The 20136-nt window shown below is 44.8% G+C and carries 22 protein-coding genes and 2 tRNA genes; 12 read left to right on the top strand and 12 right to left on the bottom strand.

The window, feature by feature from the left end; all coding sequences use genetic code 11:
- Positions 1 to 125 precede the first annotated feature (125 nt).
- Positions 126 to 200: transfer RNA gene (locus AB2J24_RS16615), tRNA-Thr, on the bottom strand.
- A 296-nt stretch (positions 201 to 496) separates the two neighbouring features.
- Here AB2J24_RS16615 and AB2J24_RS16610 point away from each other — a divergent pair.
- The 10 genes from AB2J24_RS16610 to AB2J24_RS16565 all read left to right on the top strand — a co-directional run bounded on the left by AB2J24_RS16610 (position 497) and on the right by AB2J24_RS16565 (position 6267).
- Positions 497 to 670 carry a hypothetical protein gene (locus tag AB2J24_RS16610; RefSeq protein ID WP_367386280.1) on the top strand — a complete coding sequence of 58 codons (174 nt, stop codon included), beginning with the start codon at positions 497 to 499 and terminating at the stop codon, positions 668 to 670.
- A 96-nt stretch (positions 671 to 766) separates the two neighbouring features.
- Complete coding sequence (murA, locus tag AB2J24_RS16605) at positions 767 to 2056, top strand: UDP-N-acetylglucosamine 1-carboxyvinyltransferase (protein ID WP_367386279.1); 1290 nt, start codon at positions 767 to 769, stop codon at positions 2054 to 2056.
- 12 nt (positions 2057 to 2068) lie between these two features.
- Positions 2069 to 2500: a DUF2948 family protein gene (locus AB2J24_RS16600; protein WP_162652201.1), complete on the top strand. Its 432-nt coding sequence runs from the start codon at positions 2069 to 2071 to the stop codon at positions 2498 to 2500.
- Between the two features lie 52 nt (positions 2501 to 2552).
- Complete coding sequence (gene hisD / locus AB2J24_RS16595; protein WP_367386278.1) at positions 2553 to 3851, top strand: histidinol dehydrogenase; 1299 nt, start codon at positions 2553 to 2555, stop codon at positions 3849 to 3851.
- An 8-nt stretch (positions 3852 to 3859) separates the two neighbouring features.
- Entirely contained in the window at positions 3860 to 4336 is a 477-nt protein-coding gene (locus AB2J24_RS16590; RefSeq protein ID WP_162652203.1) for a UPF0262 family protein, read from the top strand.
- A 64-nt stretch (positions 4337 to 4400) separates the two neighbouring features.
- Positions 4401 to 4829 (top strand): low molecular weight phosphatase family protein, encoded by a 429-nt coding sequence (locus AB2J24_RS16585; RefSeq protein WP_162652204.1) that lies wholly within the window; start codon positions 4401 to 4403, stop codon positions 4827 to 4829.
- Between the two features lie 140 nt (positions 4830 to 4969).
- The gene (gene infA, locus AB2J24_RS16580) at positions 4970 to 5188 is read left to right on the top strand and encodes a translation initiation factor IF-1 (protein WP_162652205.1); all 219 of its coding nucleotides are present in this window, start codon (positions 4970 to 4972) and stop codon (positions 5186 to 5188) included.
- Between the two features lie 28 nt (positions 5189 to 5216).
- Positions 5217 to 5846: a Maf-like protein gene (locus AB2J24_RS16575; protein ID WP_162652206.1), complete on the top strand. Its 630-nt coding sequence runs from the start codon at positions 5217 to 5219 to the stop codon at positions 5844 to 5846.
- Positions 5843 to 6052, top strand: a complete 210-nt coding sequence (gene yacG / locus AB2J24_RS16570) for a DNA gyrase inhibitor YacG (protein WP_162652207.1) — start codon at positions 5843 to 5845, stop codon at positions 6050 to 6052. Before AB2J24_RS16575 ends, yacG begins: the two co-directional genes overlap by 4 nt.
- Before the next feature lie 140 nt (positions 6053 to 6192).
- A tRNA-Phe gene (locus tag AB2J24_RS16565) sits at positions 6193 to 6267 on the top strand.
- A 75-nt stretch (positions 6268 to 6342) separates the two neighbouring features.
- Here the strand turns inward: AB2J24_RS16565 and recQ are convergent.
- The 10 genes from recQ to ccoN all read right to left on the bottom strand — a co-directional run bounded on the left by recQ (position 6343) and on the right by ccoN (position 17241).
- Positions 6343 to 8169, bottom strand: coding sequence for a DNA helicase RecQ (recQ, locus tag AB2J24_RS16560; RefSeq protein WP_367386277.1), 1827 nt, complete (start codon positions 8167 to 8169; stop codon positions 6343 to 6345).
- Between the two features lie 144 nt (positions 8170 to 8313).
- Positions 8314 to 9075 (bottom strand): SDR family NAD(P)-dependent oxidoreductase, encoded by a 762-nt coding sequence (locus AB2J24_RS16555; RefSeq protein ID WP_367386276.1) that lies wholly within the window; start codon positions 9073 to 9075, stop codon positions 8314 to 8316.
- Positions 9076 to 9185: 110 nt separating this feature from the next.
- The gene (gene ccoS / locus AB2J24_RS16550; RefSeq protein ID WP_367386275.1) at positions 9186 to 9332 is read right to left on the bottom strand and encodes a cbb3-type cytochrome oxidase assembly protein CcoS; all 147 of its coding nucleotides are present in this window, start codon (positions 9330 to 9332) and stop codon (positions 9186 to 9188) included.
- The gene (locus AB2J24_RS16545; RefSeq protein ID WP_367386274.1) at positions 9329 to 11587 is read right to left on the bottom strand and encodes a heavy metal translocating P-type ATPase; all 2259 of its coding nucleotides are present in this window, start codon (positions 11585 to 11587) and stop codon (positions 9329 to 9331) included. Before AB2J24_RS16545 ends, ccoS begins: the two co-directional genes overlap by 4 nt.
- A gap of 22 nt (positions 11588 to 11609) precedes the next feature.
- On the bottom strand, positions 11610 to 12095 hold the full coding sequence (locus AB2J24_RS16540) for a FixH family protein (protein ID WP_162652212.1): 486 nt from the start codon (positions 12093 to 12095) through the stop codon (positions 11610 to 11612).
- 1 nt (position 12096) lies between these two features.
- Complete coding sequence (gene ccoG / locus AB2J24_RS16535) at positions 12097 to 13656, bottom strand: cytochrome c oxidase accessory protein CcoG (protein ID WP_367386273.1); 1560 nt, start codon at positions 13654 to 13656, stop codon at positions 12097 to 12099.
- Between the two features lie 138 nt (positions 13657 to 13794).
- On the bottom strand, positions 13795 to 14694 hold the full coding sequence (ccoP, locus tag AB2J24_RS16530; RefSeq protein ID WP_367386384.1) for a cytochrome-c oxidase, cbb3-type subunit III: 900 nt from the start codon (positions 14692 to 14694) through the stop codon (positions 13795 to 13797).
- A complete protein-coding gene (locus AB2J24_RS16525; protein WP_162652214.1) occupies positions 14694 to 14852 on the bottom strand; it encodes a cbb3-type cytochrome c oxidase subunit 3 in 159 nt (52 codons plus the stop codon). Before AB2J24_RS16525 ends, ccoP begins: the two co-directional genes overlap by 1 nt.
- A gap of 10 nt (positions 14853 to 14862) precedes the next feature.
- Entirely contained in the window at positions 14863 to 15594 is a 732-nt protein-coding gene (ccoO, locus tag AB2J24_RS16520) for a cytochrome-c oxidase, cbb3-type subunit II (RefSeq protein WP_367386272.1), read from the bottom strand.
- Positions 15595 to 15606: 12 nt separating this feature from the next.
- On the bottom strand, positions 15607 to 17241 hold the full coding sequence (gene ccoN, locus AB2J24_RS16515; protein WP_162653579.1) for a cytochrome-c oxidase, cbb3-type subunit I: 1635 nt from the start codon (positions 17239 to 17241) through the stop codon (positions 15607 to 15609).
- A 184-nt stretch (positions 17242 to 17425) separates the two neighbouring features.
- Here ccoN and AB2J24_RS16510 point away from each other — a divergent pair, with 184 nt between their 5' ends.
- Both AB2J24_RS16510 and hemN read left to right on the top strand, forming a co-directional pair.
- Positions 17426 to 17866: a hemerythrin domain-containing protein gene (locus AB2J24_RS16510; RefSeq protein ID WP_162652216.1), complete on the top strand. Its 441-nt coding sequence runs from the start codon at positions 17426 to 17428 to the stop codon at positions 17864 to 17866.
- 8 nt (positions 17867 to 17874) lie between these two features.
- Positions 17875 to 19233 (top strand): oxygen-independent coproporphyrinogen III oxidase, encoded by a 1359-nt coding sequence (hemN, locus tag AB2J24_RS16505; protein ID WP_367386271.1) that lies wholly within the window; start codon positions 17875 to 17877, stop codon positions 19231 to 19233.
- Here the strand turns inward: hemN and AB2J24_RS16500 are convergent.
- Entirely contained in the window at positions 19230 to 19964 is a 735-nt protein-coding gene (locus AB2J24_RS16500; protein WP_162652218.1) for a Crp/Fnr family transcriptional regulator, read from the bottom strand. The genes hemN and AB2J24_RS16500 overlap by 4 nt on opposite strands.
- Positions 19965 to 20136 lie beyond the last annotated feature (172 nt).

Below are 20136 nucleotides of genomic sequence, written 5' to 3'. Positions count from 1 at the left end.
CTTCTTTTGACAAAACAGGACAGGCCATTACTGGTCACAACGTCCGTTAAAACACCGAAAGCAGCTATCAAACAAAATTGACGACAGCCCATTTTCGAAATTTCAATGTAAAATCAATCGAGTAATGGTGCTGCGGAGGAGATTTGAACTCCCGGCCTCTCCCTTACCAAGGGAGTGCTCTACCCCTGAGCTACCGCAGCTTACCGTTTCGGGCCGAAGCCCTACTAATACCCTACTTTTATTTCACCGCCATCGCCAACTCAATGTTAAATAACATCAATTTGGATGAGACCCCCACATTACCAAGGGAGTGCTCTACCCCTGAGCTACGGCAGCATGAAGATTGCTTTTCTTAAGCAATTTTACTTAATCGAGAGCCTATTGCCATAGGTTTATCTCTTGTGCAACCCATCTTTGGCCATCTTTGAGTTAGCACAACACAATCTCGCCCAAATATAGCCTTTTCCCATCCATAATTATCGGTTAATGAGAGATTATGACGGATAAAAATGTAAAATTAAGCGAACAAGACGCGAAGAAGAAGAGGCTTGCGCAGCAATTGCGAGCTAATCTTAAGCGTCGGAAATCGCAAACACGAGCATCACGGAGCGGTAAGGCAGACCAAACAAACGGATTGCCAGCCGCACATCTTGATGATGGCGAGAATTAACCCATATTAGTTTCGTATGTTGAAGCCTTATTGAACTTAGGCTACACACGGCCTAAATCATGAAAAGAGGATGGGGCAAAACCCCATAGGGCGCGCATGGATCGAATTAAAATTATCGGTGGAAATGAACTTAACGGTATCATTCCAATCTCAGGTGCAAAAAATGCTGCATTACCATTGATGATCGCGTCACTTCTAACCGATGACACACTTACGCTTGAAAATCTGCCGCGCCTGGCGGATGTAGAGCAGCTCACAAGAATTTTGGGAAATCACGGCGTTGATGTTTCCGTAAGCGGTCGCCGCGAAAAACAAAGTCAAAGCTATGCACGAACGGTTAGTTTTACCGCGCGCCACATCGTTGATACGACCGCCCCTTATGAACTTGTGTCTAAGATGCGCGCAAGTTTCTGGGTAATTGGTCCTCTGCTTGCACGAATGGGAACTGCTAAAGTATCACTTCCCGGTGGCTGCGCCATTGGCACACGACCCGTTGATTTGTTCATTGACGGTCTTGAAGCACTCGGTGCTGATATAGAGATCGAAAACGGATATGTAATTGCGAACGCCAAATCCGGCCTAAAAGGAGCAGACTTTGAATTTTCAAAGGTCTCAGTTGGCGCGACCCACGTCATGATGATGGCTGCAACTTTAGCCAAAGGCACAACACGCATTTCAAATGCAGCCCGTGAGCCAGAGGTTTCGGATCTTGCCAAATGTTTGAATGCGATGGGCGCCAAAATTTCTGGCGCGGGTACATCGGTCATCACAATTGAGGGAGTAACGTCGCTTTCAGGTGCGCGCCATCGTGTATTGCCAGATCGCATTGAAACAGGAACTTACGCAATGGCTGTTGCCATGACTGGTGGCGATGTTGTTTTAGAAGGTACCAGTTCTGATTTATTGAACTCTGCACTTGATACATTGCGAACAACAGGTACAGAAGTGACCTCTGTTGAAAATGGTATTCGTGTGCGTCGACAAGGTGGTGATATCCAGCCTGTAGATGTTTCAACAGACCCATTTCCCGGTTTTCCCACGGATTTACAAGCTCAATTTATGGGACTTATGACAATGGCAAATGGTGTGTCAAAAATTACCGAAACTATTTTTGAGAACCGCTTTATGCATGTTCAGGAATTGGCTCGCCTGGGCGCTAATATTTCGCTCGATGGGCAAACCGCGACTGTAACGGGTGTTAAAGAGCTGAAAGGCGCTCCGGTTATGGCAACCGATTTACGAGCATCATCGGCACTCGTTATTGCAGGTTTGGTTGCTGATGGAGAAACAAATGTAAACCGCGTTTATCATTTGGATCGCGGATTTGAACAACTTGAAGAAAAGCTAACAAGGTGCGGTGCTAATGTGTCTCGCGTTAGCGACTAGGCGAATTTAAATATGTCACTGCTCAAATTATTAGCGTTAGACGACGAAGATCTTACTGTTATTTCAGCTGCAATGCAGGATGCTGTTTTGCGAGTAGAAGACCTCGAGTTTGATAAACGGAATAATCAGTTCTTGCTTACTGCCAACCGTTTTGCCTGGGAAAAGCGAAAAGGTTTCCTAAAGAAAGAGCATGAACGCCGCCGCACGGTTTTGGCATTCAAGCGGGTTAGTAATGTTAAAATGCGTGGTTTTAATGCGAGCGATGATGATGAGGTTTTATCTTTGTTGGCATTAAGGTTCCTCGAAACGGACGAAGGTCCAGAGGGCGAACTGGAACTCGTGATGTCCGGCAATGCAGGTATTTTACTCAACGTTGAATGTATTGAGGTCCAGTTAACAGATACAGGCGGGGCGTGGGGCACTCGGTTTAAACCTAAACATTAATCACCGTCGTTCTAATCCCGTCAAATTTAGTTTCATTACGGAGCACACTGAATTGGTTCTTAAGCTAGACTTCCAAACTTCAAATTTTGAAGAACAATTTGCCGCCTTTCTGACGACGAAACGCGAGGTATCAGAAGATGTGATTGTCGATGTTGATCGCATTATTTCTGCTGTACAAGCAAATGGTGATGAGGCGTTACATGATCTGACTTTGAAATTTGATCAAGTCGATACCCGCAAGATTGGCCTCAAAATAACATCCGATGAATTAGATCAAGCTTTGGGTGCTATTTCGGATGATGTTCGGGCAGCTCTTGAACTTGCTCATGAGCGTATCACCAGTCACCATGCGCGCCAGATGCCTAAAGATGACTTTTATAAAGATCACTTGGGTGTAGAGCTTGGTTCAAGGTGGACGGCAATTGATGCGGTTGGTCTTTACGTGCCTGGCGGCACTGCAAGTTACCCAAGTTCCGTTTTGATGAATGCTATTCCGGCAAAGGTTGCAGGTGTCCAGCGTATAGCAATGGTTGTACCGGCGGCAAAAGGCAAACATAATCCAGCTATATTAGCAGCTGCCCGTATTGCAGGTGTTAGCGAAATATACCGTATTGGCGGAGCACATGGTGTCGCCGCGCTTGCATATGGTACGGAAACGATAAAGCCTGTTGCAAAAATTGTGGGTCCGGGCAATGCTTGGGTAGCCGCGGCTAAACGGCAAGTCTTTGGGACGGTCGGAATTGATATGATCGCAGGACCTTCAGAGGTTCTGATAATCGCAGATAAAAATAATAACCCAGACTGGATTGCCGCCGACCTCCTAGCGCAGGCCGAGCATGACGTTGGAGCGCAAGCGATATTAATCACCGATGATGCTGATCTTGCTGACCAGGTTGTCAAAGCCGTTAGTTATCAAATCAAACAATTGCCTCGTGGTGAAATTGCCGCGCAATCATGGAATGATTTTGGTGCGATTATCATGGTACCAAACTTGGAGGAAGCTTTTCCACTCGCAAATCGCATAGCAGCGGAACACCTCGAGCTAGCGCTTGATAACGCGGATGATTATGTATCTAAAGTTCGTAATGCTGGCTCCATTTTTGTAGGGCATTACACACCCGAAGCGATTGGCGACTATGTAGCTGGCTCTAATCATGTCTTGCCAACGGCACGCTCTGCAAGATTTTCATCTGGACTGTCAGTCTATGATTTTATTAAGCGCACATCTGTGTTAAAACTTGGGCCAGAACAATTAGCGGCGATTGGACCTGCGGCAATGACTTTGGCTGAAACAGAAGGCTTGAGCGCCCATGCGCGGTCAATATCAATCCGAACCAATGCAAAAGGGTAGCTGAGTTCATGGCCAATAGCGCTAAAGATAGGCTAGTTGACATCTCGCTCGATGCATCTATCGGGCGTGCCACGCCAGATATTGAGCACGAGCGGGCGATCGCCATTTTTGATCTGATTGAAGAAAACAGCTTCGAGTTGGTTGGTCACGATACAGGGCCGTATAAGTTAATACTCTCACTTGTTGAGAGTCGTCTTGTTTTTGATATCTTAAATGAAGGTGATGAAAACCTCATTACGCATATCTTATCACTGACCCCATTCAGGCAGATCGTCAAAGATTACTTCATGATTTGCGAGAGCTATTATGAGGCGATTAAATCTGCAGCCACAAACCGGATTGAAGCGCTGGATATGGGCCGTCGCGGTATCCATAATGAAGGTGCTCAAATATTGAAAGACCGTCTTGATGGCAAGATCAACATAGATACAGACACATCTCGTCGTCTATTCACGCTTGTTTGCGTGCTTCACTGGCAAGGTTAGGTAAAAATTTGAATTATCAAGGTGAAATAAGCATGGCTCGAGATAAGGTGAACAGATTATAGATATGTCAGCGCCTTCTTCCATACTTTTTATTTGCGGGATGAACTCTATTCGATCACCAATGGCTGAAGTGATTGCTCGATCTCTTTTGCCGAAGGGTGTATTTGTCCAATCTGCTGGCATACGAGAAGGTGAGCGTGATCAGTTTGTGGAAGCCGTATTGGCTGAAGTCGGTTTAGATTTAGGTAGTCGGCAACCTAGGCTCTACAATGAAATGGCTGATGGCTTTTATGATGTCATCGTCACATTAACACCGGAAGCCCATCACAGAGCTTTAGAAATAACGCGTACATCAGCTGCAGAAGTCATCTATTGGCCGACATCTGATCCAACTGTTTTACAAGGACAAGGTAAGCGCGAACAGATTTTGGAAGCATATCGCCAGGTTCGCGACGGTATAACAGCCAATATAAAAGAGCATTTTTTAAAATAATACGCAGTAAAAGGCCTAGTTGACCTCGTTTGAATGATCTAAAAGGTTCACAAACGAAATTTGATTGTGTAGTTTCCGCACAAATTTGATGTAATCGCCAACAAGGCGAAGACGAATATCTAAAGAAAGATCTGTACCTAATGGCAAAAGAAGAAGTTCTAGAGTTTCCAGGAGTTGTCGTTGAACTCCTACCCAATGCAACCTTTCGAGTTAAACTTGAAAATGAGCATGAAATTATTGCCCATACCGCTGGTCGTATGCGCAAAAACCGTATTCGCGTTCTGGCGGGTGATAAAGTGTTGGTGGAAATGACACCTTATGACCTGAGTAAAGGTCGCATCACCTACCGTTACAAATAATTTCGAAACAGCTGAGTAATTCTCATCCATGGCAAATGATGCAAAACTCATATTAGCTTCCGGATCCCCGCGCCGTGTAGAATTGCTAGATCAAATCGGCATTAAACCGGATCGATTGATGCCTATGGATATTGATGAGACGGCGGGTAAGTCTGAGCATCCTAAATCTTTGGCACGCCGTTTAGCGCAAGAAAAAGCGAAAGCTGCATATTCACAGGTCAAGAATGAACCGCAATGGAAAGGATCATTTATCCTAGCTTCTGATACGGTCGTATCAGTCGGGCGCAGAATACTGCCGAAAGCGGAATCAATTGAAGATGCGAATAATTCAATTCATCTTTTGTCCGGTCGTAACCATCGTGTCTATTCTGGTGTGTGCATCATTACACCAAGTGGTGCGGTTCGGCTGAAAGTTGCAGAAACGCGCTTAAGATTTAAACGAATTTCCAGTGCAGAAATGCGAAGTTATCTTGATTCTGGCGAGTGGCGCGGCAAGGCTGGCGCTTATGCCATCCAAGGCATTGCAGGAAGTTTTGTTATTAAACTCGTCGGTTCTTATTCAAATGTTGTCGGTCTGCCGCTTTATGAAACGTCGAATCTACTTGCAGGTGAAGGTTACATTTTTCATCAATCCTGGAAAGGTCGCACCGGAATATGAGTAACTCGGACAATGTTGAACCCTTGCGCCCAAAGCTTCCTTGTCCCGAATGCGGTAAGCCATCTGACCGCCAAACGCACCCATTTTGCTCTGAACGCTGTAAAAACCTGGATCTCGGTCGTTGGCTTAATGGTTCCTATGCAATTCCCGTCAGCGAAGTTGAGGAAAACCAAGATCCTGAATCTGAAAATGAAGAGCGTTTTTAGATACTTACTAATAGTTTGACATTTTTATTTCAAAAAGATCACGAAACATTTGAAAGACCACTAGACTTGGTCGTCCAAAATGTTATAACGCGCTCGCTCCCCTAGATTACCCATTCGGAGAGCTGACAAATTTATCCGATGCCCGGGTAGCTCAGGGGTAGAGCAGTGGACTGAAAATCCTCGTGTCGGTGGTTCAAATCCGCCCCCGGGCACCATTTCAAAAATTTCTTGATAGATTCATATTCATAGCGGTCTTGCTTGAAAAGCCAGCATTGCTGCTTTTCTTGAATCTACGCTGCATTATGATATTGATTAATCACATCTAGTAATGGTTGACCGTAGCGTTCGAGTTTTGCTTCGCCAATACCGTTGATATCTAGCATCGCTTCGAGCGTATCAGGTTTATGTCGCGCGAGCTCAATTAGGGTCTTATCATGAAAAATCACGTAGGCTGGAACTTTCTGGGTTTTGGCCAAAGCGCTTCGCGCTGCCTTTAAGTTTTCATACAAGGATTGATCGGCTTCGCTGGTAAGCGTTGCCATAGCTTTAGACTTTTTAGAGCTGCGGTCTGATCGCTCCGTATTTGAAGTCTTCACATAGTGGCGCATAGGCAATGGGGATTTGTTTTTTATGAACGCCCTACCCTTTGTTGTGATATGCAAACCACCATGGCCATCTGCATTGGGTGCAAGCAAATTACTCGCGACCAATTGACGGAAAATGTTCTGCCACTCCAATTTACTAAGATCAGTGCCAATTCCATATGTGGATACCTGATCGTGGTTAAAGTTACGAATTCGGTCGGTTTCAGCGCCAAGCAATACTTCGATAAGATAGGTTACGCCGAAACGTTGATCAGTTCTATGAGCACACGAAATCGCTTTTTGCGCGGGTACAGAAGCATCAAAGGTTTCCGGCGGTTGATCGCAAGTGTCACAATAACCGCATGGTTCACATGCATCATCAAAATAATTCAGCAAAACTTGGCGTCTACAAGTTGCGGCTTCGCATAGCCCAAGCAATGCACCAAGTTTTTGATGTTCAATACGCTTTTGCTCATTGGGCGCATCTGAATTCTCGATCCACTGGCGTTGCATGGCTGCATCTTCCATACCGTAAATCATAAAAGCGTTCGAGGGCAAACCATCACGTCCCGCGCGTCCTGTTTCCTGATAATAAGCCTCAATATTTTTCGGGATATTCATGTGTACCACAAACCGCACATCCGGCTTATCTATCCCCATGCCAAATGCAATCGTAGCAACCATGACGATATGCTCACCTTGTAGAAACTGGCGCTGGTTATCGGCACGCACATCGTTGGAAAGTCCTGCATGATATGGCAATGCGTTGATACCCTGCTTACAAAGCCATGCAGCCATCTCGTCAACTTTTTTGCGGGAGATACAATAAATTATGCCGCTATCACCATGGTGTTTATTTTGGATGAATTTCCAAACTTGCTGCTTTGGCGAATTACGCAATGCGATTGTGTAATGAATATTTGGCCTATCAAAACCACTGACAAATGTACGACCATCATTAAGCGCCAATCGCTCAACAATATCTTTGCGAGTTGGCGCGTCCGCTGTTGCAGTCAGAGCAATACGTGGCACACCTGTAAAACGCCCTGCCAGCAAAGACAGAGCCGTATAATCAGGACGAAAATCATGCCCCCATTGTGAAACGCAATGAGCCTCGTCAATGGCAAAGAGCGCCAGTTTGCATCGATCCAGCAAATTCAAAAAATCGGGCATCATCAGCCGCTCAGGTGCGACATAGAGCATATCCAACTCACCATTGAGCATTTGTTCACGGGTCGATGTAATCTGAGCAGCTGTCATTGAAGAATTAATAGCACCAGCCTTTACATTCATTAATTCTAATGCAGAAATCTGATCCTGCATCAACGCAATCAAAGGAGAGACAACGACTGCTAGGCCATCACGGCATAGAGCAGGAATTTGATAGCAAAGCGATTTACCACCGCCTGTGGGCATTAAAACAAATGCATCGCCACCAGCAATCACATGATCAATAATTTCCGCTTGCTGCCCTCGAAAGGCATCATAACCATAGGAATCGCGCAGGATGGAAAGGGGTGCCGATTGTATCATAAATTGAATTTCGCTTACATGATTGTGATGAATAACTTACGCAGTCACATGATAAGATGATTCTTATCCGTAATGTGACCTACTTACACTGTGATAATATGTAAGCAAAGTCACAAGCCTGAAGATAACATCAGCAACCTTAGATCAAATCCAACCCGCGTCTGCGACAATCGTCTGATTAGTCATCGCCTGCGATACATCGGATGCCAACATCAGTACGATATTTGCAATATCTGGTGGCTTGTTAAATCGCTTTAAACACTGACTATTCAATATTTGCTCTTGAATGTCAGGCGTAATCCATTTTTCCAGTTGTTTTGGCGTCTCCACAAACCCGGGCAAAATACAGTTCACACGAATACCTTCAGGCCCTAATTCCCGAGCCAGACTATGAGTTAAGCCCTCAATCGCAGCTTTAGAAGCTACGTAGGCAGGAGCATTTTCCAAACCCAGGCGCCACGCAATCGAACTCATATTTACAATGGCACCAGTTTGCTGCTCGCACATATAAGGTATAACCGCTTTCGCAGCGAAGAATTGATGATCAAGATTAACAGCCAACGATTGTCGCCAATAGTCCGGTGTCACTGCCATCAAATCATGTCGCATATCATTGGCACCATTGTTGACCAGAATATTGATTGGTCCGACTTCCTGGCTTGCAACCGAAAAAACTTTTGTTAGCTGATTTAAATCGGTAAGATCCAGTTCATAAAAGTAGGCGTTCTTACCCAGCTCTTTTGCAAGTTCATGACCAGAAGCTACATCAATGTCAAAGAAGATAACTTTCGCACCTTGCTCATGGAATGCTGAAACAATAGCAGCACCAATTCCGCTCGCCCCTCCAGTTATCGCGACTGTTTTGTTTGCTAAGTCTGGATAGATAGCTTTTGGTGCGGTCATCATCGAACCTCGTTTAGATTAAATCACGTCATCGCCTGTGCAATCTTTAATGTTTTAAACTAAACTATTATGCCGCTCAATCGCGCATGTGAATTCATGTAATGTTGACGATTTTAAAGCTCGTCATCATCTTCTAAAATACGCGCTGCAGCGCCATCTAAATCGTCGTATTGACCGGATTTCAAACTCCACAAAAATGCCCCCAGTCCAAGCGCACCAAGACCAAGTGCAATAGGAATTAAATAAATCAACACATTCATGACAACGCCTCAACAGCGCTTGTGGCAGGAGAGTTCTTTTCTCCTTTAGGACGGGCTGTTGCCAATCTCATACTATTTAGGATCACAACAATTGATGAGGCTGACATGGCAATTGCAGCAAAAAGCGGCGTTACAAACCCCGCAAAAGCCAAAGGCACAGCAACTGCGTTGTAAGCTAAGGCTAAAGCAAAATTTTGCTTAATCAATCTATCCGATTTTTTTGCAGTATCGAGAGCGAACAAGATAGAAGATAAATTATTTCGGGTAAAAACAAAGTCCGCAGCAGATCGCCCAACATCAGAAGCCGAAGCAGGCGCCATCGAAGCGTGTCCTGCAGCCAAGGACGGTGCATCATTGATCCCATCACCCACCATCAAGACATGCTTTCCTTCGGTCTTGAGCGCATTAATACGTGCAATTTTGTCAGCAGGCTTGGCCTGGGCGGTATAATTATCAACCCCGAGATTATTAGCAACATTTGCAACGGCATCTTGATGATCACCGGATAGTATCTCAATCGGGAATGAACGGCTTTTCAACTCGCTCAAGGTTATCTTTGCATCTGGTCGCATTTCCATATGGAGAGAAAACTTACTTGGTAATTGGCCTTCCCTTGCAAAAAAGATACCTGCTCCAGATACCTGTTCGTCAAAATTCGTTACTTCGGATATCCATTTATATGACCCTAGACGTACGCGCTTCCCTTCAAACACGCCTTCTAATCCGAAGCCGGGAACTTCTCTTACACCTTCAATAGATATATCTGGTTCCGCTTTAAAATATTGCACCATCGCTCTTGATGCCGGGTGGGAGGAATGCTTGCCAAGGGCCTTCACCAGTGCTGCGTCACCTTGATGTTTAAGATCAACATCGAACACGCTTAGCCGATCCGAAGTTAACGTTCCGGTCTTATCGAAGACGGCGTAATCAATCTCAGACAAACGCTCCAATGCAGACCCGTCGCGCATTAAGATTCCGTGTTCGAATAAGCGCCCTGCTCCAATCACATGAACAACCGGAACAGCAAGACCCAACGCACAAGGACACGTGATAATCAAAATCGCAATGGCGATATAGATCGACGTATGCCAATCTCCGCCCGTTGCAAACATCCAAACAACAAATCCGATGAATGATAAAAGATGAACCGCAGGTGCATAAATCCGTGCCATGCGATCAGCAATACGCACATACGAGCCACGGCCATTTTCAGCAGCATCCAACATGCGGGTAACTTCTGCCAAAAAGGATTGGTCGGCAGTTTTTGTCACTCTGAGCTGAATAACGCCAGATAGGTTAAGTGTTCCAGCCATTACATCATCACCGATCGTTACAGGTGATGGCAGGCTTTCACCATTGACCAAAGACAGATCAATATCAGTGGAACCTTTGATCACTTGACCATCAACGGGCAACTTCTCTCCAGGCAGAACCTGTAATACCATATCAGGTTTGATTTCATCGATTGGCAGATAACTCGTTTGACCGTCTGACGTGACTTGAGTAGCGCCTCGTACATTTCGGCGCGCGAGAGTGTTAATCGTATTTCTCGCCTTTTCCCGCATCATATGGTCGAGATATCGGCCAATGAGCAAAAAGAATAACAATGAAACCGACGCATCAAAATAGACCACATCACCATGTGTTAGCGCTTCATAAACACTCATGATCAACGCAAGGGAGACGGCTAGCGATATAGGCACATCCATATTTAAGCGGCCATGGCGCAAAACTTTATAGGCAGATTGGAAAAATATTTGTCCCGAATAAAGCACTGTCGGAATAGCAATGACTGCTGAGATCAAGTGAAACAGTGTCTTTGCAGAACCTTCTGCACCAGACCATGTGGAAACAGATAGCAGCATGATGTTCATGGCGCCAAAACCGGCTACGGCCAGTGCACGAAGCAATCTACCATTCGCGTTTACATCGGTGCTTTTTTCGCCGTCTGTAATATCAAGCGGAACCGTATCGTACCCAAGACTTTCCATCCTATTGAAAATACCGAGGGGTGAAGCCTCTTCATCAGCCAACGTTACCTTCACGCGTTTGAGTGTCAGGTTCACACGAACATCTGTAACGTTTTCTAGCTTTGATAGTTCGCTCTCAAGAATAGCGATACAACTGCCGCAACGAATGGATGGTGAAGAAAAAACAAATAGCTGTTTGCCGTCCGCCAAGACTTTACCAAAGGCGCGCAATTCATCTGTCTTGGCAGTATCCGACAATTGTGCCGTAACAGCATCAGAAGCCATATCACTGCCGCAACATCCCATTTTACTGCTCCACGACAAAGCGAACAGGATTTGTCCAGATCACTTGCCCGGCAAGATAAGCTGTCATATCAGCTTGCCAAACACCTGCACCGAGGTCAATTTCTGCAGTGTAACTTGTTTCAAGACCTTGGGATAAAGTAAGCAAAACATCGTCGGTTTCGTGGACAGGCCGCCCAAGCTTAACTTCGATCTTATCTGCCCTAACCACAGCGCCATTCACGTCCACTAAATCGAGCGTTACAACACCTTGTTCATAACGGAAATCTGATTGCCAACCGAGTGCTAACTGTTGCTCTCGAACACGTTTATCATCATCGAAAAACTGGCTAGCGATATAGGAATTTTCGACAACAAGACCTGTCCAGCTATTGGCAGCGAAGAATGCCAGTGTAAGATTAACTGCAACAATCACACCAAAGAAGAGCGAGATCACGCCAATCATGTGGTAGCCTGTAAACTCTCTTGAACCCGTTGTTTCTTGTGACATTTTACTTCTCCTCCGGAGTTTCGAATATAGCAGTGTAGCTATCACGTTCAAACGATTGTTTATCTTCAATCACCAATTGGAAATCATCACCAACATTATCGATCTGGTCCGGTGCAATACTAATGAAAACGCGTAATGCTCTTAATTTGTCCGGTTCAATCTCAAGTTGGTAGTTGTTATCCGCCGACGGCTCTACTCCATTGATGCTTACTTCAGCTCCCTCCAACCCTTGCACAGATAGATGTACAAGGCGAGGCTCGGGTATCATGTTCAGGATCTTAACTGTATAACCATTCCGAATAGAGCCATCACTCAGCCTGGTGAAAACCGGATTTCGATCATGCAACACATTCAACTCTAATCGATCGCGTGAAACCAGCATAAAGAGCATAGCAAGACCTATTGCAGCCCAGACACTGAAATAAATAAGTGTGCGAACGCGGAAGATAATCCGCCAATCAAAATGGCGAATAATAGAATGGAATAAGCCGTTCTCATCACGCACACGGCTTGGTTCAATGTGATTGGTCTCTGGATTTATTGCTTCAGTCATATTGTGATTGTAGTCACGCAAAGTGGCATAGGAGATAAGCCCCTTCTCGCGACCAAGCTTACCCATAATATCATCACATGCATCGATACAAAGCGCACAGGTAATACATTCGAGTTGCTGACCATCGCGAATATCAATTCCTGTTGGGCAAACGGCGACACATGCATTGCAATCAACGCAATCGCCAACTGGATGGTCTAGTGCCGCAGCTTTTTTAACACCTTTGGTTTTTGGTTCCCCACGCCAATCGTTATAGGTAACAACAAGGGAATCCTCATCAAGCATTGCAGCCTGTATGCGCGGCCAAGGGCACATGTAAATGCAAACTTGCTCCCGCAAGATTCCACCAAGCAAATAGGTGGTCGCCGTCAACACGCCAACGGTCGCATATGCAATAAATGCTGCATCACCTTTGACAAAATCGACCAACAAAGTGGGTGCGTCAGCAAAATAGAAAATCCACGCACCGCCCGTTAAAACACTGATAGCAATCCAAATAGCGTGCTTAACCGTACGTTTATAAATTTTGCTAACGCTCCAAGGCGCTTTATCAAGTCTGATCCGCGCATTTCGATCACCTTCGAAAAAACGCTCAACCACAAGAAATAAGTCTGTCCAGACTGTCTGAGGGCATGCATAACCACACCATGCCCGACCAACAACCGAAGTGACCAAAAACAATCCAATACCGGCCATAACCAATAGGCCTGCAACGAAAATGAATTCTTGTGGCCAAATTTCGATAAAGAAGAAATAGAAACGTCGATTTGCCATATCAAGAAGAACGGCTTGATCTGGTGCAAATGCTCCTCGGTCCCACCGAATGAACGGTGTAATATAATAGATCCCCAGCGTGATCGCCATGATGATCCATTTTAATCTTCTAAAGTCACCATTAACACGTTTTGGGTGGATTTTTTTGCGTGCGGCATAGAGCGGTTCCGCTTTAGCTTTCGCACCACTATTAATGGCATCTACTTCGAGTTTTGCGATTTCGGCCTTAGTCAAAAGACATTCCAATTTTCAATTAGTGATTCAAGATTGTCTAACAAATAAACTTTCATGCATATTAGCACATTGATCTTGATCAAGTAGTGGGGCGTATTCTCGCAGTTCGCCCCACTACATTATTCTAGATTAGCTAAGCTATTCACCGCCACCAAGACTATGGATATAAACTGCTAGTTGTTTGCTCGTTGCAACACCTAGACGTTCACCCCAAGCAGGCATAACACCTTGTTGTGGCTTGGTAATTTGTTTTACAATCTCTTCGTGACTTCCACCATAAAGCCATAAAGCATCTGATAAACGTGGCGCGCCCAACTCTCTGTCACCAAGCCCTGCGTCACCGTGACACGCGGCACAATTTTCAACGTAAGTTGCTTCCCCGCGAGCCGCCGCTTCTGCGTCAAACTCCTGTTTAGATAATTTACGCACAAACCAAGCTACATCAGAGATTTGTTCTTTCTCAAGAAGCTCATCAGTCCCGTATGCAGGCATATCTGAATAGCGTGTATCATCATCCTCTTCATAGCGGATGCCATGATTAATCGTTAGATAAATCTCATCAAGAGTACCGCCCCAAATCCAATCATCATCATTCAGATTTGGAAACCCGGGTGAACCTTGCGCACCTGAACCGTGGCATTGTACGCAGTTGATTTTAAATGCAGCGTTACCGCCGGCAACAGAGAAGCGTTGCAGTTCGACATCGGCCGCAATATCATTTACATCAATGTCCGCAAGTTTATCCCAATTACCCGCCTGTGAAGCCTTTGCAGCCGCAAGTTCATTGGCAACATCACCTCGACTGGACCAATTCAAAAAGCCTTTGGTAGAGGTTTTTATCAATGGAATTGATGGATAGGCAAAAGAGTAACCAACTGCAAAAATAATCGTCAGATAAAATGTCCATAGCCACCAACGCGGCATGGGATTGTTCAACTCTTTGATGCCATCCCATTCATGACCAGTTGTTTCAACACCAGTGAATTCATCCACTTCTGGTCCATCTTGATTGTTCTGAGTGTTCATATTTTCAGACATCATTCATCCTCCTTAAAAGGAACATTTGCGGCTTCTTCAGCAAGCTTCTTTGAACCGGGACGAAAAGCCCAGACAACAACAAAAACAAAGATTAGAAACATGTAGAGCAAGCCCCAACTATCAGCAAAGGTGCGCATTGCTTGGTAATCAAAATCCATAACTCATCTCCTAACGATAGTTTTTGTCAGCTTCAAATGTTGAAAAATCAACAAGTGTTCCAAGCATTTGCAAATAAGCAACGAGCGCATCCATCTCGGTTAACCGTTGAGGATCACCATCAAAATTTCCGAGCACAGCTTTCGGGTAGCGCTCTTCAACACCATCGGTATCCGCATCTGGGTCAGCTTGCGCCACAATGTCTGCCTTCGCATTATCAATCATCTCTTGGGTGTATGGCACACCAACAAGACTGTTAGCCTTCAGATGTCCCTCAATATTATGAATTGAGAGATCAACATCGGATAAGAATCCGTAGCTTGGCATGATTGATTCCGGCACGACAGATTGCGGATCGATCAAATGCTGAACGTGCCATTCATTAGAATAACGCGCACCAACACGTGCCAGATCTGGACCAGAACGTTTTGACCCCCATTGGAATGGGTGATCATATTTTGATTCAGCAGCCAGACTATAATGACCATAACGCTCAACCTCATCCCGGAAAGGACGGATCATTTGACTATGGCAAACATAGCAACCTTCGCGAATATAAATATCGCGACCTGCTAACTCGAGCGGAGAGTAAGGGCGAACCCCTTCCACTTCTTCAATCGTATTCTCTAGATAGAAAAGAGGTACGATCTCGACAATGCCACCAATTGTAACGGCGACGAATGAAAAGGCCAAAAGTAGTGAGGCATTCTTTTCAAGGACTTTATGTTTTTCAAGAATAGACATTTGAATTTACCTCTATTCAGCTGGAGCTAGATTGGGAGTTGCTTTTGGTGTTGAGCTACCCATAGGAGCCTCATCACGCACATCACCACGGATTGTTCTGTAAATATTGTAGGCCATGATCAAAGCTCCACTAAGGAAGAGAAGACCACCAAACATCCGTGTTATGTAATACGGGTGCATCGCCGCGACAGATTCTGCAAAGGAATAAACAAGATAACCTTGTTGATCATATTCACGCCACATCAGACCTTGCTGGATACCAGCAACCCACATCACCGCCGCATAAACAACGATACCAAGTGTGGCGAGCCAGAAGTGCCAGTTGACCAAACGAAGCGAATAAAGACGCTCGCGTTTCCAAAGTTTTGGTACAAGGTAGTAGATGGCACCAAAGCTAATAAGACCATTCCACCCCAAAGCACCTGAGTGCACGTGGCCGATTGTCCAATCCGTATAGTGAGACAATGAATTGACCACTTTGATAGACATCATTGGACCTTCAAATGTTGCCATGCCGTAGAATGCAACAGAGATAACCATCATACGCAATATCGGATCAGTTCTGAGTTTATCCCACGCGCCAGACAGGGTCATAAGGCCGTTGATCATACCACCCCATGATGGCATCCAAAGCATAATTGAGAAGACCATACCAAGTGTCTGAGCCCAATCAGGCAAGGCTGTGTAATGAAGGTGGTGCGGACCAGCCCAAATATACAGGAAGATCAGACCCCAAAAGTGAATAATAGACAAACGATATGAGTAAACCGGACGCTCGGCCTGTTTTGGAATGAAGTAATACATCATACCAAGGAAGCCAGCCGTCAGGAAGAACCCAACCGCATTATGACCATACCACCATTGTGTAAGCGCGTCTTGCACACCTGAGAACAATGAGTAGCTTTTTACGCCCAGAAAAGAGACAGGCACTGCAAGATTGTTTACAACATGCAGCATTGCTACGGTTACGATGAAGGATAAAAAGAACCAGTTCGCAACGTAAATATGTGGCTCTTTACGTTTTACCAGCGTTCCCAAGAACACGAGCAGATAGCAGACCCATACAATTGTTAACCAGATATCGACATACCATTCCGGTTCCGCATATTCGCGGCTTTGCGTAATACCAAGCAAATAACCAGTTGCAGCCATGAGAATAAATAGCTGATAACCCCAGAATACAAACCATGCGAGATTACCACCCCATAGGCGCGCGCGGGTAGTGCGTTGCACGACGTAAAATGATGTCGCGATCAAAGCATTACCACCAAACGCGAAAATAACCGCAGAGGTATGCAGCGGTCGAACACGTCCAAAATTTAACCAAGGCTCAAAATTCAATTCCGGCCATGCCAACTGCGCCGCAGCAATGACACCGACGAGAAAGCCAACGACACCCCAAAGCAACGTGGCAATCACGCCATATTGGACCACGCCATCCAGATACCCTGTATCCTTTTCCTTGATTGCGACGGTTGGACCTTCCGAAAAGTCTACGCGCCTAAACAAGATAATACATGTAATTGATAGTGCAACTGCAAGCACCGTCATATGTGCTTGAAATAGTGCATCTTTAGAAAGCCCTGCCGCTACAACAACCAAAAAGGTTGCTATTGCAGTGACAATAGCTTCTGGCAAATTTCTCATCATAATGAGCCCCTCAAAAGTTTAAACAGAATCATCCCGCCAAATAATGTATCATATGGCAGACTGATTTTGCCGGAAGATGGATGAAAAAGATGACAGTCGCTTTGACATAGATCAAGGAAACAAACTCATATGCTGATTAAATTTGTCGCAGTAACGAGACACCCATAAGGTAGATTTAATAATGGATGAAGCGACGGAAGCTTCCATTTTCGATGGACTAAATAACCATCTTAAAACACAACACGCGCTTTGTGACGCATTAGAAAAGATAGCCGATGGTCTACCCTCCAATGTTGACCGACAGGAATGTCTCCATCTCGCAAAAAGCATTTTCCCGATTGTCAAACGTGCTCATGAGTTCGAAGAAAAAAATCTTTTCCCGATTTTTTCTCAATCAAAATATCAGGCTGATCCCGAAGCAGTTCTAGCCCGACTGCATTCAGAGCACTGGGAAGATGAAAGTTACGCGCTTGAACTGCAAGATGCTCTCACGGAGTTTGCAGCAAATTCACCAACAAGCAATCCGGAAGCCCTTGGATATATGCTCCGAGGTTTTTTTGGAAGTTTAAGGCGACACATTGCCTCTGAAGAAGAGTTCTTCAATCCAAAACTAACAATGTGAGACTACCTATGTTTGTGCCAAAATCAGAAATAATCACAAAATTAAGTGCAAACGTGCCGCGGTACACGTCCTATCCTACTGCGCCGAACTTTTCTCCCGATCTGGGGCCACAACTTGTCGAGAAAATGCATGCAAGCATCGACAATGGTGGTGCATTATCTATCTATATTCATATCCCATATTGTGATCGGTTATGTTGGTTTTGTGGATGCCATACAAAGCAAACCAAGTCGTATATTCCAATATCCTATTACGTAGAAACACTTCTTGAGGAGATAGAGCTTCATCGCAAGGCACTCGCGCATAGTCCCGAGGTTGCCCACATTCATTTTGGTGGCGGCTCACCCAGTATGTTAAAAAGCGAGGACTTCAACGAACTTTCAAAAAAGCTTCGCACATCATTTAGAGTGACTGAAAAAACAGAAATCAGTGTCGAAATTGATCCCAACGATATGTCGGATGATATGTTGGTCGGACTTCAAAAAATCGGCATCACCCGCGCTAGTATCGGCGTGCAAGATTTTGACCCTGACGTTCAGGAAGCGATCAATCGTCCTCAAACATTTGAACAAACACGAGATCTTATTGAAGAGCTGAGATCTATTAATATTTCATCCATCAATGTCGACGCGCTTTATGGCCTGCCGCGACAGGATATGAATAGACTTAATAATACGCTTGAGAAAGTAATATCACTATCTCCCGATCGCGTTGCCATGTTTGGTTATGCTCATGTTCCCTGGCTTAAAAAACATCAGAACATGATCAATGACCAAGAACTTCCAAATATTGAACAACGGCACCAACAAGCAGATTTTGCAGATCAGTTCTTAACGTCAAGTGGGCTACAGAAGATTGGAATTGATCACTATGCTACGCCAGAAGACAGCCTGACGAAAGCTTTAAACGAGGGGACACTTCACCGGAATTTTCAAGGTTATACGACAGATCAATGTAACAATTTATTAGGTCTCGGTGCATCTTCAATAAACCAATACGATGGTGGATTTATTCAAAACACGGTTCCAACCAAACAGTACAAAGCACAAATCAGCGAAGGAAAATTCGCAGCAAACCGAGGTTATGAGCTTACGCAAGATGATCGGATAAGAGGTTATGTGATTGAGCGTCTTATGTGTGATTTCAGCTTCAATTTTGATGATGTTGCGATAAAATTTGGAGATACGGGCACCCCAATTATTGAAACTGCAAAATCAGTGGTTCTCCAAGATTCAGATGATTTATGCTGGATAGGCAACGGTAAATTTAACGTCAGCGCTGACAAACGTGCTTTCACTCGTATTGTTGCTTCCAAATTCGATGCATATCTTAGCAAACAGAACTCAAAATTTTCAAAACCAATTTAGTCCTTTTGGACTTCGCAGGCCCGTTCTAACCGATCCAGATCCCTAACGATTACGGTTCGATTATGTTCAATTTCAATAACGCCAACTTTTCGCAATTTCGTAATTTGTCTTGAAACTGTTTCAATTGTCAGGCCAAGAAAATCTGCAATATCGGCACGTTTAAGCGGTATCTCAAACATGACATCTGAATTTTTTAACCCTGCTTCAGGGTCAATGTTACTTGCTATCATAAAGAAAAAGCTTGCAACTTTTTCACCAGCGGTTTTGCGACCCAAGGTCAACATCCACTCGCGCGCCTCATCTAACTCTTTTAATGATTGCTCGTGTAGCCGATGTTCCAATTCAGGCGATTGGTCAATCAACTCGTCCATCACTTTCGCAGGGAATGAACATAACCGTACATCGGTTGCAGCTTCTGCGGAAACACCAGACTGACGCTTGAATGGACGACCGAGAAAATCGGGTGCAAACTGCAAACCAACAATCTGTTGCCGACCATCGGCCATCAGTTTAACCAGTTTGACGACACCAGACATAATGTTGGAATAAGTAGAAATATCCTCGCCACCAGCAATCAATTCCTTATCACTCGACTGGCTATGCTTTGTCGTATGCTTACTCAATTTAATAAGCTGATCAGGTGATAATGCTCCACATATACCTTTATGCCTTGCTTCACACGCCTGACAAATTTTAGGCACTTCAGAATTATGAATATCTTGTCGTGTCATTTTTATCAGAATCTCTACTGCTACAGTGAAACGGACGTTAGCAGGCCGTTTATCACATGGGAATAGCCCCTTCCCCGATTTGTCGGTCATTTATCGTTATGTAGAATTTGCCGCACTTGGCCACTTCCCTTCGCCAAGACCTAATTTCCAGAGTTTACTGATCAAATTATTA

Source organism: Lentilitoribacter sp. EG35, assembly GCF_040784015.1.
Lineage (GTDB): Bacteria > Pseudomonadota > Alphaproteobacteria > Rhizobiales > Rhizobiaceae > Lentilitoribacter.
Note: the sequence above shows the minus strand (reverse complement) of the source record. Positions and strands in the feature narration are given on the sequence as shown.

Excerpts from the sequence above, each read along its gene's own strand:
- AB2J24_RS16510 (WP_162652216.1), top strand. The coding sequence starts at position 17,426 with ATGGATGAAGCGACGGAAGCTTCCATTTTCGATGGACTAAATAACCAT.
- AB2J24_RS16585 (WP_162652204.1), top strand. The coding sequence starts at position 4,401 with ATGTCAGCGCCTTCTTCCATACTTTTTATTTGCGGGATGAACTCTATT.
- ccoN (WP_162653579.1), bottom strand. The coding sequence starts at position 17,241 with ATGAGAAATTTGCCAGAAGCTATTGTCACTGCAATAGCAACCTTTTTG.
- recQ (WP_367386277.1), bottom strand. The coding sequence starts at position 8,169 with ATGATACAATCGGCACCCCTTTCCATCCTGCGCGATTCCTATGGTTAT.
- AB2J24_RS16575 (WP_162652206.1), top strand. The coding sequence starts at position 5,217 with ATGGCAAATGATGCAAAACTCATATTAGCTTCCGGATCCCCGCGCCGT.
- ccoP (WP_367386384.1), bottom strand. The coding sequence starts at position 14,694 with ATGTCTGAAAATATGAACACTCAGAACAATCAAGATGGACCAGAAGTG.
- AB2J24_RS16500 (WP_162652218.1), bottom strand. The coding sequence starts at position 19,964 with ATGACACGACAAGATATTCATAATTCTGAAGTGCCTAAAATTTGTCAG.
- yacG (WP_162652207.1), top strand. The coding sequence starts at position 5,843 with ATGAGTAACTCGGACAATGTTGAACCCTTGCGCCCAAAGCTTCCTTGT.
- AB2J24_RS16600 (WP_162652201.1), top strand. The coding sequence starts at position 2,069 with ATGTCACTGCTCAAATTATTAGCGTTAGACGACGAAGATCTTACTGTT.
- AB2J24_RS16555 (WP_367386276.1), bottom strand. The coding sequence starts at position 9,075 with ATGATGACCGCACCAAAAGCTATCTATCCAGACTTAGCAAACAAAACA.
- murA (WP_367386279.1), top strand. The coding sequence starts at position 767 with ATGGATCGAATTAAAATTATCGGTGGAAATGAACTTAACGGTATCATT.
- ccoO (WP_367386272.1), bottom strand. The coding sequence starts at position 15,594 with ATGTCTATTCTTGAAAAACATAAAGTCCTTGAAAAGAATGCCTCACTA.
- AB2J24_RS16540 (WP_162652212.1), bottom strand. The coding sequence starts at position 12,095 with ATGTCACAAGAAACAACGGGTTCAAGAGAGTTTACAGGCTACCACATG.
- AB2J24_RS16610 (WP_367386280.1), top strand. The coding sequence starts at position 497 with ATGACGGATAAAAATGTAAAATTAAGCGAACAAGACGCGAAGAAGAAG.
- AB2J24_RS16525 (WP_162652214.1), bottom strand. The coding sequence starts at position 14,852 with ATGGATTTTGATTACCAAGCAATGCGCACCTTTGCTGATAGTTGGGGC.
- AB2J24_RS16590 (WP_162652203.1), top strand. The coding sequence starts at position 3,860 with ATGGCCAATAGCGCTAAAGATAGGCTAGTTGACATCTCGCTCGATGCA.
- ccoS (WP_367386275.1), bottom strand. The coding sequence starts at position 9,332 with ATGAATGTGTTGATTTATTTAATTCCTATTGCACTTGGTCTTGGTGCG.
- infA (WP_162652205.1), top strand. The coding sequence starts at position 4,970 with ATGGCAAAAGAAGAAGTTCTAGAGTTTCCAGGAGTTGTCGTTGAACTC.
- hemN (WP_367386271.1), top strand. The coding sequence starts at position 17,875 with ATGTTTGTGCCAAAATCAGAAATAATCACAAAATTAAGTGCAAACGTG.
- AB2J24_RS16545 (WP_367386274.1), bottom strand. The coding sequence starts at position 11,587 with ATGGCTTCTGATGCTGTTACGGCACAATTGTCGGATACTGCCAAGACA.